A 12,904-nucleotide genomic window follows, 5' to 3' on the forward strand; every position below is an offset into this window, starting at 1 on the left:
GACGATGAACATCGGCGAAGCCGCCAAGGCCAGCGGCGTGTCGGCCAAGATGATTCGCCACTACGAGAGCGTGGGCCTGTTCCCGCAGGCGACGCGCACCGAGTCCGGCTACCGGCGGTACGGCGACAACGAGGTGAACACGCTGCGCTTCATCCGCCAGTCGCGCGACCTCGGCTTCTCCATCGAGCAGATCCGCGAGCTGCTGGGCCTGTGGCAGAACCGTCGGCGGCCAAGTCGCCTGGTCAAGGCCCTGGCCGAGGCGCACATCAACGAGCTGGACGCCAAGCTGCGGGAGATCCAGGCGATGAAGGCGACCCTGCAGCACCTGGTACAGGGCTGCCACGGCGACGACCGCCCCGACTGCCCGATCATTGAGACGCTATCGAGCGAGCATGGCGTCGCGGCGTCGGCGTCGCCAAATGGCGTCTCGCCACGTCGCCGTGGGCTGCGCCAAGGAATGTCATGAGGCGCTGATTTTTTGCGCAGGCCCGTCGCTGGCCTCGAGTTCAGTGTGGTGCCAAACGCCATCGCCCTCGCGGGGCGCACATCGCTGGGCAAAACTAGTTCAGCGGTATGACAAGCTCCCACCGCTTCCCGCGCGCCAGCTGTTGGTTGGCACCGCAGGACCGTTCAGCGAGCGTGAACGCTGCGCTGAATCTGTCACCACGTCGTCACACGTCGGCTATACATTTCGACTCTGCTAGAAACGCAAGAAAGCGCTGTGTACCGCCATGGGATGGCAGACATGAGAGTTGGCATCAATGGAATGGGCCGCATCGGCCGTTTGGCGCTGCGCACAGCCTTCGGCGCCGCCGAGCGGCCGGCCGACGACCCGCGCGCCGGCAACCGGCTGCAGGTGGTGCACCTCAACGAACTGAAGGGCGGGGCGGCGGCGACGGCGCACCTGCTGCAGTTCGACAGCGTGCAGGGCCGCTGGCGCGAGGACCTCGAGTCCGAGGGCGACCACGCGCTGCGCATCGGCCAGCGGCGCCTGGGCTTCTCGTCACATGCCACCGCGGCCGACATCCCCTGGGGTGAGCTGGGCGTGGACCTGGTACTGGAGTGCACCGGCAGGTTCCTCACGCCGCAGACGCTGCAGGGCCACCTCGACCGCGGCGCGAAGCGCGTCATCGTCGCCGCGCCGGTGAAGGTGGGCGACGTGCTGAACATCGTCGTCGGCGTCAACCACCACCTGTACGACGCCGCGCGCCACCGCATCGTCACCGCCGCCTCCTGCACCACCAACTGCCTGGCGCCGGTGGTGAAGGTGGTGCACGAGGCCTTGGGCATCCGCCACGGCCAGATCACGACGATCCACGACCCGACCAACACGAACCTGGTGGTCGACGCGCCGCACAAGGACCTGCGCCGTGCCCGCAGCGCGATGCTCAGCCTGGCGCCCACCACCACCGGCAGCGCCACCGCCATCGCGCTGATCTACCCCGAGCTGAAGGGCAAGCTCGACGGCCATGCGGTGCGGGCGCCGGTGCTCAACGCCTCGCTCACCGACTGCGTCTTCGAACTGCAGCGCGAGACGACGGCGCCGGCGGTGAACGCGCTGTTCGAGCAGGCGGCCCGCGGTGCGCTGGCCGGCATCCTGGGCGTCGAGACGCGGCCCCTGGTCAGCGCCGACTACGCGCGTGACACCCGCAGCGCCATCGTCGATGCGCCCTCCACGCTGGTCACCGACGGCACGCTGCTGAAGGTCTACGCCTGGTACGACAACGAGATGGGCTATGCCTGCCGGATGGTCGACCTGGCCTGCCACATGGCCGACCTCGGCCTCTGAAGCGGCCGGCACGCCATGAACACCGGCACTCGCGACTACGCCATCGTCACGGCGGCCTACTGGGGCTTCACCCTCAGCGACGGCGCGCTGCGCATGCTGGTGCTGCTGCACTTCTACCGGCTGGGCTACTCGCCGTTCACGCTGGCCTTCCTGTTCCTGCTGTACGAGGCGATGGGCGTGGTGGCCAACCTGATCGGCGGCTGGCTGGCCACCCGCTTCGGCATCGCCCGCATGCTGGCCGTCGGGCTGGCCACGCAGATCGCCGGCTTCCTGCTGCTGTCGGCGCTGTCGCCGGAGTGGACGGCGGCGATGTCGGTGGCCTGGGTGGTCGTGGCGCAGGGCGTCTGCGGCGTGGCCAAGGACCTGACGAAGACCGCCAGCAAATCGGCCATCAAGCTGACCGCGGGCGACGCCTCGGGCCGGCTCTTCAAGTGGGTGGCGTTCTTCACCGGCAGCAAGAACGCGATGAAGGGCGTCGGCTTCTTCCTCGGCGGGGTGCTGCTGCAGTCGCTCGGCTTCCAGGCCGCGCTGTGGACCCTGGCCGGCCTGCTGGCGCTGGTGTTCATCGGCGTCATCGGCTTCGTGCCGCCGTTGATGGGCAAGCGCAAGGCGTCCTCATCGGCGCGCGAGCTGTTCGCCAAGAACCGCGGCATCAACCTGCTGGCGGCGGCCCGGGTGATGCTCTTCGGCGCGCGCGATGTGTGGTTTGTCGTCGGCGTGCCGGTGTTCCTCTACGCCGCCGGCTGGACCTTCACCATGGTCGGCGCCTTCCTGGCGCTGTGGACCATCGGCTACGGCGTGGTGCAGGCCGCCGCGCCGGCGCTGGTGCGCCGCAGCCACGACGGTCTGAGCACCGAGGTGCCGGCCGCCCGCTGGTGGTCGGCCGGGCTGGCGCTGGTGCCCATGGCGCTGGCGGTGCTGGTGGCGCTCGACGTGCCCGACCTGGAGTGGGTGGTGGTGGCCGGCCTTGGCGTCTTCGGCTTCGCCTTCGCCGTCAACTCCTCGGTCCACTCGTACCTCATCCTGGCCTACGCCGGCTCGGAGAAGGCGGCCGAGGACGTCGGTTTCTACTACGCGGCCAACGCGCTGGGCCGCTTCTTCGGCACGCTGCTGTCCGGCCTGCTGTACCAATGGGGCGGGCTGCTGTGGGGGGTTGGCCGGCTCGGCGGTGATGCTGGCCCTCTGCTGGGCGGTGACGCTCGCACTGCCGCTGCGACGGGCTCCTGAGCCTGCGAAGGTGCTGAGCGACGCTGCCATTGAGCCGGCCCTGGTCGTGACCGCTCCGAAGCCGCTGGAGCGGGTGTGACCATGGACGAGAAGGCCGCCGTCGTCGCCCTCGCCGCGCTGGCCCAGCCGATGCGGCTGCGCGTGTTCCGCGTGTTGGTCGGGGCAGGGCCCGGCGGCCTGACGCCCGGTGTCCTGTCGGCCACCCTTGATGTGCCGGCGTCCACCCTGTCCTTTCATCTGAAGGAGTTGGTGCATGCCGGACTGGCGGCGCAGGAGCGCCAAGGCCGGCACCTCATCTACCGGCCCACCATCGAACACATGAACGCCCTGCTGGCCTACCTCAGCGCCCACTGCTGCCAGGGCACGCCGGTGGCGGGCTGCACACCGTTTCCCGCAACCGACTGCACCGACTGCTGAGCGTTAGTCGTCGTCTTTTCGCCCCCCCTCTAGGAGCCTCCATGAGCGACAAGGTCTACCAAGTGCTCTTCGCCTGCACCCACAACTCTGCCCGGTCCATCATGGCGGAGGGGCTGCTCAACAGCCTGGCGGGAGGCCGCTTCCGGGCACATTCCGCCGGCAGCCACCCGTCGGGAATCATTCATCCCCTAGCGCTGCACACGCTGCGGCGAATGCGCATTCCAGTTGACGGGTTTCGCAGCAAAGACTGGGCGGAGTTCGCCCAGCCCGGCGCGCCGGCCATGGATTTCGTCTTCACCGTCTGCGACAACGCCGCTGGCGAGGTCTGCCCGGTCTGGCCCGGTCAGCCGATGACCGCGCATTGGGGCGTTGCCGACCCCGCGGCCTTCGTTGGCAACGAGGAGCAGACCGAGCGGGTGTTCTGGGACACCGCGCTCGTGCTCAAGCGCCGCATCGAATTGATGCTGGCTTTGCCACTGCAGTCGCTGGACCGTCTTGCCATCCAGCGCGAAGTGCGCGACATCGGCGGTCGGTGACTGCCATGCGCACTGCCACGGCGGGCGGGCAGAGCGCCGCCCCCGCGCCCATGAGCGTGTTCGAGCGCTGGCTGACGATCTGGGTGCTGCTCTGCATCATCGCCGGCATTGCACTGGGCCAGTGGTTTCCGGGCCCTTTCCGCGCGCTCGGCGGCTGGGAGGTGGCGCAGGTCAACCTGCCGGTGGGGCTGCTGATCTGGGTCATGGTCATCCCCATGCTGCTGAAGGTGGACTTCGGCTCGCTACGGCAGGTGGGACAGCACTGGCGGGGCATCGGCGTCACGCTCTTCGTCAACTGGGCGGTCAAGCCATTCTCGATGGCGCTGCTGGCCTGGGTGTTCGTCCGTCATGTCTTTGCCCCCTGGCTGCCGGCGGACCAGGCCGACAGCTATGTCGCCGGCCTGATCCTGCTGGCCGCCGCGCCCTGCACCGCCATGGTCTTCGTCTGGAGCCGGCTGACCGGGGGCCATGCGCTGTTCACGCTCAGCCAGGTGGCGCTGAACGACCTCATCATGGTGTTCGCCTTCGCGCCCATCGTGGCGCTGCTGCTGGGGCTGTCTGCCATCACCGTGCCGTGGGACACGCTGATCATCTCGGTGCTGCTCTACATCGTGGTGCCGGTGGTGCTGGCCCAGGTCTGGCGTAAGGCGCTGCAGCGGCGCGGCCACGGCGCGCTGGAGGCGGTGCTGCAGGCCATCGGTCCCTGGTCCATCGCGGCGCTGCTGGCCACCCTGGTGCTGCTGTTCGCCTTCCAGGGCGAGGCCATCCTCACGCAGCCGCTGGTCATCGCCATGCTGGCGGTGCCCATCCTGCTGCAGGTGTTCTTCAATTCGGGGCTGGCCTATTGGCTGAACCGGCGGCTGGGCGAGGCGCACAGCGTGGCCTGCCCGTCGGCGCTCATCGGCGCCAGCAACTTCTTCGAGCTGGCCGTGGCCGCGGCCATCAGTCTGTTCGGCTTCGAGTCGGGGGCGGCGCTGGCCACCGTCGTCGGTGTGCTGATCGAGGTGCCGGTGATGCTGCTGGTGGTGCGCTGGGTCAACCGTAGCCGCGCCTGGTATGAGCGGGGTGCCGGCCGGCCGGCATGATGTGACCGATGCAAGACGATGACCTGACGCTGCCCAACGTCCACGACGACCTGTTCGGCCGGCCAGAGTTCTCACGCCTCGCCACAACAGCCGCTTCCAGCCATTCGCCGCGCATCCTGCTGCTCCACGGCTCGCTGCGCGAACGTTCCTACAGCCGGCTGCTGACGTTCGAGGCCCGCGCGGCTGCTGCGAGCCCTGGGCGCTGAGGCCCTCGTCTTCGACCCGGCCGGTCTGCCCCTGCCGGACGGGGCGCCCGACGACCACCCGAAGGTCCAGGAACTGCGTAACGCGGCGGCCTGAGCCGAAGGCATGGTGTGGACCTCGCCCGAGCGGCACGGCGCGATGAGTGCCGTCCTCAAGGCGCAGATCGACTGGATTCCCTTGAGCCTCGGCGCGATGCGGCCGACCCAGGGCAAGACGTTGGCGGTGATGCAGGTCTCGGGCGGGTCGCAGTCGTTCAACGCGGTCAACCAGATGCGGGTGCTGGGCCGGTGGATGCGCATGATCACCATCCCCAACCAGTCGTCGGTGGCGAAGGCGTTCATGGAGTTCGACGACGCTGGCCGGATGAAGCCGTCGTCCTACTACGACCGGGTCGTCGACGTGATGGAGGAACTGGTCAAGTTCACGCTGCTCACGCGGGACGTCTCGACGTACCTCGTCGACCGCTACAGCGAGCGCAAGGAGAGCGCGGAGCAGCTGTCGCAGCGGGTGAACCAGAGGGCAATCTAGTGGCCGGTCTGGCATCCGCCGATCTCCTGTCACCTGTCGCTCGAACCTGCTCTACATCACTGCCTCATGACCTTTCGAGCGTAGAGCCCGACCGGCGCAGCGGTAGGAAAGAGGTCTATGCCAGCGTTCTGGCCGCGCCCGGTATCACTGCTGTGGGCCTCAGGTTCAGAACGCGGTCATTGCCGGCACAGCCACCCTGCTGCTTGACCCACTTGGAAAGGACATCAGGTCTGTTGCGGCACGGCATCGATCAGCCCCGTGTCGGCACTTCGCTGCGGTGCCGGTCGAGGCACACGTGACACTTTGGGCCGGGCGCTGAAGACAGCTGCCAAATGCATCTCGAGTTGACGAAGGGCGCTTGTCTTCTCCGCGAGGTAGTCGTGTCGCTCATAGTGCTTTTGCTGCACGCCGCTGGTCCTCCCGTGCGACAGCAGTTGGGCGCGCACCTCGCGTGAAACGTTGAGCGCTTGCAGCCGCGTTTCCATGCTGCGCCGGATGTCGCGCCCCTGAAAGGGTGCCGCCGCTGTCTGCGTGAGCTCGGCCGACGCCTGTGCAATTGCTCTGACAATCGGAGGCAGGCTGGTGTGGTGGATGGGTCGTTCTCCACCGGTTGTGGAAAAGATGTAAGTGCCGGCTCCGTTCAGCTTGCGAAGCTCTTCAAGCAGCTTGGCCACCTGCTTCGACACTGGCAGCAGGTGGGGAACGGCGACCCTGCGTTTGCCCTTAGGGTCCGCCAGCCGCAGGACCTGCGTCTTGGTGTTGTAGTCTGGCCAGGTTGCACGCAGGAGTTGCAGGAATCGCTGACCTCCTAGCAGCATGTTGCAGCGGATCGTATGAGCAACTTCTGTCCGCAGGCCAGCAAGCGCCTTCCACAGGTGCCTTAGCTCGTCGTCGCTCAGCACGCGGTCGCGTGTTGACTCGAATTCCTGAACTCGGGGCACCAGCGCCACGGGATTGCTTGATAGCTTGAACACCGCGGTGTCGCTCGCTGCTCGCCGTGGATCGAGGTCCGAGTGGGCACCGTGCGTGAAAGCGGCTTGCAGGTAAGAGCGGACGATGTTGGTCTGCCGTCCGATTCCCTTGCGGACCATCTTCGCCAGGATGTCCCGGATGTTCTCCGGTGCAATTCGGTTCGCTGGAAGCTTCGCCAGGTCCGGCCAGGGCGTGGTGACATGTCGCTTGAAGATCGCTGCGACATCTCTTGCAGATTCCTTGCCGAGACGGAGCAGGTAAGCGACGTAGGCATCGAGCAGTGCCTGGAAGCTCCCCAACTCGACAGCCTGTCGAGCGACCTCCAAGTTGGCCAGCCGCGACTCAGCCCGGGCGACCTTTGGGTCGATTCCCTGCCGCACCAGTTCGAGCAGCTGTCTGGCTTCCTGACGCGCGTGCTCCAGCGACAGGGCAGGGTAATCGCCGACCTTGATCTCGCCATGCAGGTCCGCCTTGCGGTAGCGGAACGACCAGGTTCTGCGAAGCAGTCCCCGCGGCTTGGTACACGACACGACCAGGCGCCCGTTGCCTATGGGTAGGGCACCATCGGTCCGCGTCTCGCCGGCCTTCAGGTTTTTGATCGCGATCTCGGTCAAGGGACGGGTGTGAGCCCGCCCGGTAGGGTGTTTCTGCTGTCGAAAATCGGTCGCCATACGGGTCGCCATACAGGTGTGGCTGCTGCAGGATCTTCGGAGACGTGGACGAACAACCAATCATCCGACACCCAGCAGACACAGGGGTTCCAAGCGGTACAAAGGTTCTCCTGGGACCGGTCGGGACGCCTGCGAAGGCGACTCATAATCCTTTGGTCGTTGGTTCAAGTCCAACACGGCCTACCAGCACGCATCGAGAGCACGTCACCCGGGCCGGACCTGCCCGGCACGTGGCGTGCACACTGGCCCAGTCGACAACGCCCGGGGGCACGCATTGGACACCCAGGTCATCAAGGACCTCGCGCGCTTGATGCAGCAGACCGCCGTCAAGCAGGCCATGCAGGAATGCGCCCTTCGCCGCCTGCTGCGGCTGGTTCCGAAGGACAGCGCCGGTCCCTTGGCGGCGGCACTGCGTGCGGACGCCACGCTCGTCCTCGACAGCTTCTCCGGGGGCATCGACCAGCAGGCGATCGACGCCACGATCACCGCCGAGCTGAACGCGATGCTGCTGGCGCTGGGCGACGACGCCGGTTAAGCGGGCGCCGCGTCGAGCGGCGCGGATGCGGCCGACGCGCTAGCGGTGCACCAGGTCCCGCACCGCGCGGGCGAAATCGCCCGGCGATCCGGTGTAGGGCGTGTTGTTCATCTGAAGCAGCTTTGCGCGCAGGGCATCTTCGCCCACCACGGCGGTGATTTCGGCATGCAGCCGTTCCACCAGTGGGGCGCTCAGCCCCTGTGGCGCGAACAGCCCGAACAGCGAATCCAGGTTCGCGGGGGCGAACCCCAGCTCGGCGAGCGTGGGGGTTCGAGGCAGCGCCGTGAGGCGTTGCGGGGCCCCGACGGCCAGGGCCGTCAAGCGGCCGGCCCCGATCTCGCGCAGCTGCTGGGCGGCGACGTTGGTCGACAGCACTTCGAACTGGCCTCCGAGGGCGTCGAGCAGCTGCCGACCGCCGCCCTTGTAGGGGACGTGCGCGATGTCGACGCCGGCAAGGCGCCGCACACGATCGAGCACGGTGTAGCCCGTGGTGCCTTCACCGGTGGTCGCCCAGCGCAACGCGCCGGGTCGCTGCCGAGCCAGCGCCAGCATGGCCTCGAAGCCGCGCGTTCCGAGCGCCGGCGTGCCGGCGACCAGCACCGGCGTCCGCATCACCCCGGCCACCGGGAGGGCGGCGACGGACCGTGCGGGTCCGGCACCCCCACGCGCCAGCAGCGCGGCCGACGAGACGGCGGCGAACACCAGCGTGTGGCCGTCCGGGGCGGCCCTGGCAAGGGCGCCGAGGGCCAGCGTGCCGCTGGCGCCGGGCCGGTTCTCCACCAGCACGGGCGTGCCCAGCCGCGCGGTGAGCCGGTCGGCCAGTGCGCGCGCGATGTCGTCGCTGACACCGCCGGGGGGTAGGCGACCAGGATGCGCAACGGACGCGTCGGCCAGCGGGGCGCCGGTGCCGCGGGTGCGCCTCGTGCGGAGACGGCGGCGGTGACCGGGCCCGTTCCCGCCAGCAGGGCGGCGGTGATGAGGCGACGGCGCTGCCGGCGCCCTTCGCGGGACAACGGCCTCAAGCCCGTCGCGCCCGGTACGCCTGCCCGATCTCCCGGGCCAGGGCGACAAAGGTGGCGGTGGGTCCCTCGACGTCCGCGCGTCGGTAGACCAGGGTGAGCGGCGCGCTCAGGCCCACGGCACCGGCCAGCGGTCGGTACACGATGGCCTGGGGATGGATGCCGATCATGGACGCAGGCACCAGCGACAGGCCCACGCCGGCGGCGACCAGGTTGAGGTTGGTCATCATGCGGTCGACCTCCGCGGCCAGGGTCACCTGCACCTTGCGCCGGGCGCAGGCGGCCAGCAGGTTGGCGTACAGGCCCGGCGCGCCGGGCCGTCTCACCAGGATGAGGGACTCGCCTTGCAGTTCCTTGAGGTCCACCGGCACGTCGGACGGCAAGGCCAGCCGATGGTCCACCGGAATGGCCAGCACCGACGGTTCCTGAAACAGCTCTTCGAAGGCGAGGCCGGGCGGCCGAGCCACCGGCACGCGCAGCAGCCCGCAGTGCACGCGGGCATCGCGCACGGCGGCCGTGAGGTCGGCGGCGTTGTCCTCGCTCACCCTCAGCCGGACATCGGGGTGGCGCTGCCGGCACACCCGCAGCAGTTGCGGTGTGAAGGCATGCGACGCGGAGGAGCTGGTGAAGCCGATGGCCAACGTGCCGCGCTCGCCGCGCGCGAAGGCGGCCATGCGCTGCTCCAGTCCGGTGACGTCGGCGAGCAGGCGCACCGTCTCGGCCTTCAGCTCGCGTCCGGCGTCGGTCAGCGCCACGCCCTTCGGGTGGCGGTGGAACAGCGTGAGGCCGAGCTCGTCCTCCAACGCCTTGATCTGCTGAGACAGCGGCGGCTGCTGCATGCCGAGCAGCTCGGCGGCACGCGTGATGTGGCCCGCGTCCGCCACCGCCATGAAGTACCGCAAGCGCCTCAGGTCCATACAGACATCATATGAAGTCGAGATTCTAGAGATCTTTGCGGTTTGGTTCGCCCCTTCACATCATGGTCGGCAACAACCAACCGTCTGGAGACTTGCCTTGACCTCGACCCGAGCCGCCCCACGCATCGCCTGCCTTGCCTTCTTCTCTGTGTTCGGGCTCAGTGCCTGCGGTGGCGGCGACGACGCCCCGGTGCTGTCCGGGCCGGCCACCTCGATCGAGGCCGCGCCGCAGCGCTCGACCTGCCCGCCGGCCCTGCCCGCCGACGCCAGCTGCCTGACCGGCACCGACTCCAGGGGCGCGCACTACCTCATCGCCATGCCGGCCGACTGGAACCGCCGACTGGTGCTGCATGCGCACGGCGGACCGGACCTGTCCGCGCCGACGGCCGAGCGTGCCGTGGAGGACGCGACCCGCTGGGCCATCATGGTGAAGGCCGGGTATGCCTGGGCCGGCTCCACCTTTCGCCAGGGCGGGGTCGAGGTCCGCGCCGCGGCGGAGGACACCGAGCGGCTGCGCGGCATCTTCCGCCAGCACGTCGGCCGCCCCGCGCTGACCATCCTCCATGGCCAGTCCTGGGGGGCCGGCGTGGCGGCCAAGGCGGCCGAGACCTACACCGCCGAGACGGTGGGCGAGAAGCCGTACGACGCGGTGCTGCTGACCGCCGGCGTGCTCGCCGGCGGCACCCGTTCCTACGACTTCCGTACCGACCTGCGGGTGGTCTATCAATACCTCTGCAACAACCATCCTCGGCCCAGCGAGCCGTCCTACGCGCTGAACCTCGGCTTGCCGGCGGGCACGACGATGACCCAGGCGCAGCTGGCGACAAGGGTGAACGAGTGCCTCGGGCTCAACCTCACGTCGGCCCAGCGCAGCGCCGAGCAGAACGCGAAGATCGACACCATCGTCCGCGTCATCAAGATCCCGGCGACCCAGATCCAGGCCCACCTCAACTGGGGCACCTTCCACTTCCAGGACATCAGCGGCAAGCGGACCGGCGGCGCGAGCCCCTTCGGCAACACCGGCGCCGTCTACAGCGGGTCGAGCGACGACGCGGCCCTGAACGCCGGCGTGCTGCGCTACCGGGCCGATGCTGCGGCGTACCGCCAGTTCTCCACCGACACCGACCCCACGGGCCGCATCCCGGTCCCGGTGCTGTCGGCGAAGTGGATCGCCGATCCCACGGCCTTCGTCGAACTGGACTCGCACTTCCGTTCGGTCATGCAACAAGGCGGCAGCGGCGACCGGCTGGTGCAGACCTTCACCACCGCGGCGCAATCGCACAGCTACATCAGCGACCCCACGTACCCGACCCTGCTGTCCGCGCTGGTGGAGTGGGTGGAGAAGGGCAGCAAGCCGACGCCGGCCGGCATCGCCGCGGCCTGCCCGTCGTTCGAGGCGGCCTTCGGCACCGGCTGCAGCTTCTCGCCCGCCTACGCGTCGCCCGCCCTGGAGTCCCGGGTCCCGGCGCGCGAACGGCCCTGATGCAGCACGGGCGCTTGAAGGTGAAGGCGTGCGGGCCGCGCAACGGGGGGCCCGGTTCGGCGGCCCGGGCCGCCGCTCACTGCGGGCTGCCGAGGATGGCCTTGACCTCGAGGTACTCCTCGAAGCCGAACACCCCGAACTCGCGCCCGTTGCCCGACTGCTTGTAGCCGCCGAAGGGCAGGCTGCGGTCGAAGGCCGCGCCGTTCAGGTAGACGCGGCCGGTGCGCAGGCGGTTGGCCACCGCGCGGGCGCGCCGCAGGTCCTTCGACTGCACGAACCCCGCGAGGCCGAACGGCGTGTCGTTGGCGATGTCCACCGCCTCGTCCTCGGTGTCGTAGGCCATGATGGACAGCACCGGCCCGAAGATCTCCTCGCGCGCGATCCGCATGTCCCGCGTGACGTCGCCGAACACCGTGGGGCGCACGTAGTAGCCGCGGTCCAGGTGCGCCGGCTTGCCCGGCCCGCCGGCCACCAGCGTCGCCCCTTCCTCGAGGCCGGCCCGCACCAGTCCCTGCACCTTGTCGTACTGGCCCTGGCTGACCAGCGGTCCCATGGTGGAGGCGGGGTCGAGCGGGTCGCCGAGCCGGATCGACTGCACCGCCTCGCGAGCGGCTTCGAAGGCCGCCTCCCGCTGGGCGCGCGGCACCAGCATGCGTGTCGGCGACTGGCAGTTCTGGCCGGCGTTGGTGTAGCAGGCGTGAACGCCGGCGATGACCGCGGCCTTCAGGTCGGCGTCGGGCAGGATGATGTTGGCCGACTTGCCGCCCAGTTCCTGCGCCACCCGCTTGACGGTGTCGGCGGCCAGCTTGGCCACGCGGATGCCCGCGGTGGTGGAGCCGGTGAAGGACACCATGTCCACCTCGGGGTGGGCGGCGATGGCCTCGCCGACGGTCGGGCCGTCGCCGTTGACCAGGTTGAAGACGCCGGGCGGCAGGCCGGCGGCGTCGATCACCTCGGCCAGGATCATCGAGCTGAGCGGTGCGATCTCGCTCGGCTTGAGCACCACGGTGCAGCCGGTGGCCAGCGCCGGCGCCACCTTCGACGCCACCTGGTTCAGCGGCCAGTTCCAGGGCGTGATCAGCCCGCACACGCCGATCGGCTCGCGGCGGATGATGCCCGGTCCCATGCGTTCCTCGAAGGGGAAGTGCTGCAGCACCCGAACCGCCTCCTCGAAGTGGAACAGCGCGACGGTGGCCTGCCGCTCGGTGGAGAAGGTGATGGGCGAGCCCATCTCCAGCGTCATCGTGCGCGCCAGCTCGGGCAGGCGGGCGCGAAAGCCGTCGACGATGCGGCTCAGCCAGCCCAGCCGTTCGGCCACGCTGGTCTGCGCGTAGCCGGCAAAGGCGCGGCGCGCCGCCCGCACGGCCCGGTCGACGTCCTGCGGCGAGCCGAGGCTGATGCGCGCGAAGGGCGCCTCCGTGGCGGGGTTGACCACGTCGAGGGTGGACGGCAGCGCGGGGTCGACCCAGGCACCGTCGATGTAGAACTTCAGTCGGTCCATCGATGCGTCCGCGGAGGGGC

The 12,904-nt window shown here is 69.2% G+C and carries 11 protein-coding genes, 1 tRNA gene and 2 pseudogenes; 10 read left to right on the forward strand and 4 right to left on the reverse strand.

From position 1 onward, the window contains the following. Nucleotides 1-4: 4 nt before the first annotated feature. From cueR to arsH, 7 genes and pseudogenes are all read left to right on the forward strand, one after another. The gene (gene cueR, locus LRS07_RS05185; RefSeq protein WP_260502046.1) at nt 5-466 is read left to right on the forward strand and encodes a Cu(I)-responsive transcriptional regulator; all 462 of its coding nucleotides are present in this window, start codon (nt 5-7) and stop codon (nt 464-466) included. A gap of 279 nt (nt 467-745) precedes the next feature. Beyond that, entirely contained in the window at nt 746-1,789 is a 1,044-nt protein-coding gene (locus LRS07_RS05190) for an ArsJ-associated glyceraldehyde-3-phosphate dehydrogenase (protein ID WP_260500922.1), read from the forward strand. Nucleotides 1,790-1,804: 15 nt separating this feature from the next. Further along, nucleotides 1,805-3,095 (forward strand): annotated as a pseudogene (gene arsJ, locus LRS07_RS05195) (organoarsenical effux MFS transporter ArsJ). Nucleotides 3,096-3,097: 2 nt separating this feature from the next. Next, nucleotides 3,098-3,433 carry an ArsR/SmtB family transcription factor gene (locus LRS07_RS05200; protein ID WP_260500923.1) on the forward strand — a complete coding sequence of 112 codons (336 nt, stop codon included), beginning with the start codon at nt 3,098-3,100 and terminating at the stop codon, nt 3,431-3,433. Between the two features lie 41 nt (nt 3,434-3,474). Beyond that, the gene (locus LRS07_RS05205) at nt 3,475-3,969 is read left to right on the forward strand and encodes an arsenate reductase ArsC (protein WP_260500924.1); all 495 of its coding nucleotides are present in this window, start codon (nt 3,475-3,477) and stop codon (nt 3,967-3,969) included. A gap of 5 nt (nt 3,970-3,974) precedes the next feature. After that, a complete protein-coding gene (gene arsB / locus LRS07_RS05210) occupies nt 3,975-5,054 on the forward strand; it encodes an ACR3 family arsenite efflux transporter (RefSeq protein WP_260500925.1) in 1,080 nt (359 codons plus the stop codon). A gap of 8 nt (nt 5,055-5,062) precedes the next feature. Then, a pseudogene (gene arsH, locus LRS07_RS05215) lies at nt 5,063-5,786 on the forward strand (arsenical resistance protein ArsH). A gap of 224 nt (nt 5,787-6,010) precedes the next feature. Here the strand turns inward: arsH and LRS07_RS05220 are convergent. Further along, nucleotides 6,011-7,372 (reverse strand): tyrosine-type recombinase/integrase, encoded by a 1,362-nt coding sequence (locus tag LRS07_RS05220; protein ID WP_260500926.1) that lies wholly within the window; start codon nt 7,370-7,372, stop codon nt 6,011-6,013. Nucleotides 7,373-7,511: 139 nt separating this feature from the next. On the opposite strand from LRS07_RS05220, the gene LRS07_RS05225 reads away from it, so the two are divergent. Beyond that, nucleotides 7,512-7,615: transfer RNA gene (locus LRS07_RS05225), tRNA-Met, on the forward strand. A gap of 88 nt (nt 7,616-7,703) precedes the next feature. Next, entirely contained in the window at nt 7,704-7,964 is a 261-nt protein-coding gene (locus LRS07_RS05230) for a hypothetical protein (RefSeq protein WP_260500927.1), read from the forward strand. A 39-nt stretch (nt 7,965-8,003) separates the two neighbouring features. On the opposite strand, the gene LRS07_RS05235 is transcribed toward LRS07_RS05230, so the two are convergent. Both LRS07_RS05235 and LRS07_RS05240 read right to left on the reverse strand, forming a co-directional pair. Continuing rightward, nucleotides 8,004-8,750: a tripartite tricarboxylate transporter substrate-binding protein gene (locus LRS07_RS05235; RefSeq protein WP_260500928.1), complete on the reverse strand. Its 747-nt coding sequence runs from the start codon at nt 8,748-8,750 to the stop codon at nt 8,004-8,006. A 232-nt stretch (nt 8,751-8,982) separates the two neighbouring features. Beyond that, nucleotides 8,983-9,900 (reverse strand): LysR family transcriptional regulator, encoded by a 918-nt coding sequence (locus LRS07_RS05240; RefSeq protein WP_260500929.1) that lies wholly within the window; start codon nt 9,898-9,900, stop codon nt 8,983-8,985. Nucleotides 9,901-9,997: 97 nt separating this feature from the next. Here LRS07_RS05240 and LRS07_RS05245 point away from each other — a divergent pair, with 97 nt between their 5' ends. Beyond that, entirely contained in the window at nt 9,998-11,383 is a 1,386-nt protein-coding gene (locus LRS07_RS05245; protein ID WP_260500930.1) for a hypothetical protein, read from the forward strand. Nucleotides 11,384-11,459: 76 nt separating this feature from the next. Here the strand turns inward: LRS07_RS05245 and LRS07_RS05250 are convergent, their stop codons facing one another. Then, a complete protein-coding gene (locus LRS07_RS05250; protein WP_260500931.1) occupies nt 11,460-12,884 on the reverse strand; it encodes an aldehyde dehydrogenase family protein in 1,425 nt (474 codons plus the stop codon). Nucleotides 12,885-12,904: the final 20 nt, after the last annotated feature.

Source organism: Aquabacterium sp. J223 (assembly GCF_024666615.1).
GTDB lineage: Bacteria > Pseudomonadota > Gammaproteobacteria > Burkholderiales > Burkholderiaceae_C > J223.

What these genes read in the sequence shown, in the direction of transcription:
- LRS07_RS05200 (WP_260500923.1), top strand. Translation starts at nt 3,098, where the DNA reads ATGGACGAGAAGGCCGCCGTCGTCGCCCTCGCCGCGCTGGCCCAGCCG.
- LRS07_RS05250 (WP_260500931.1), bottom strand. Translation starts at nt 12,884, where the DNA reads ATGGACCGACTGAAGTTCTACATCGACGGTGCCTGGGTCGACCCCGCG.
- arsB (WP_260500925.1), top strand. Translation starts at nt 3,975, where the DNA reads ATGCGCACTGCCACGGCGGGCGGGCAGAGCGCCGCCCCCGCGCCCATG.
- LRS07_RS05240 (WP_260500929.1), bottom strand. Translation starts at nt 9,900, where the DNA reads ATGGACCTGAGGCGCTTGCGGTACTTCATGGCGGTGGCGGACGCGGGC.
- LRS07_RS05205 (WP_260500924.1), top strand. Translation starts at nt 3,475, where the DNA reads ATGAGCGACAAGGTCTACCAAGTGCTCTTCGCCTGCACCCACAACTCT.
- cueR (WP_260502046.1), top strand. Translation starts at nt 5, where the DNA reads ATGAACATCGGCGAAGCCGCCAAGGCCAGCGGCGTGTCGGCCAAGATG.
- LRS07_RS05190 (WP_260500922.1), top strand. Translation starts at nt 746, where the DNA reads ATGAGAGTTGGCATCAATGGAATGGGCCGCATCGGCCGTTTGGCGCTG.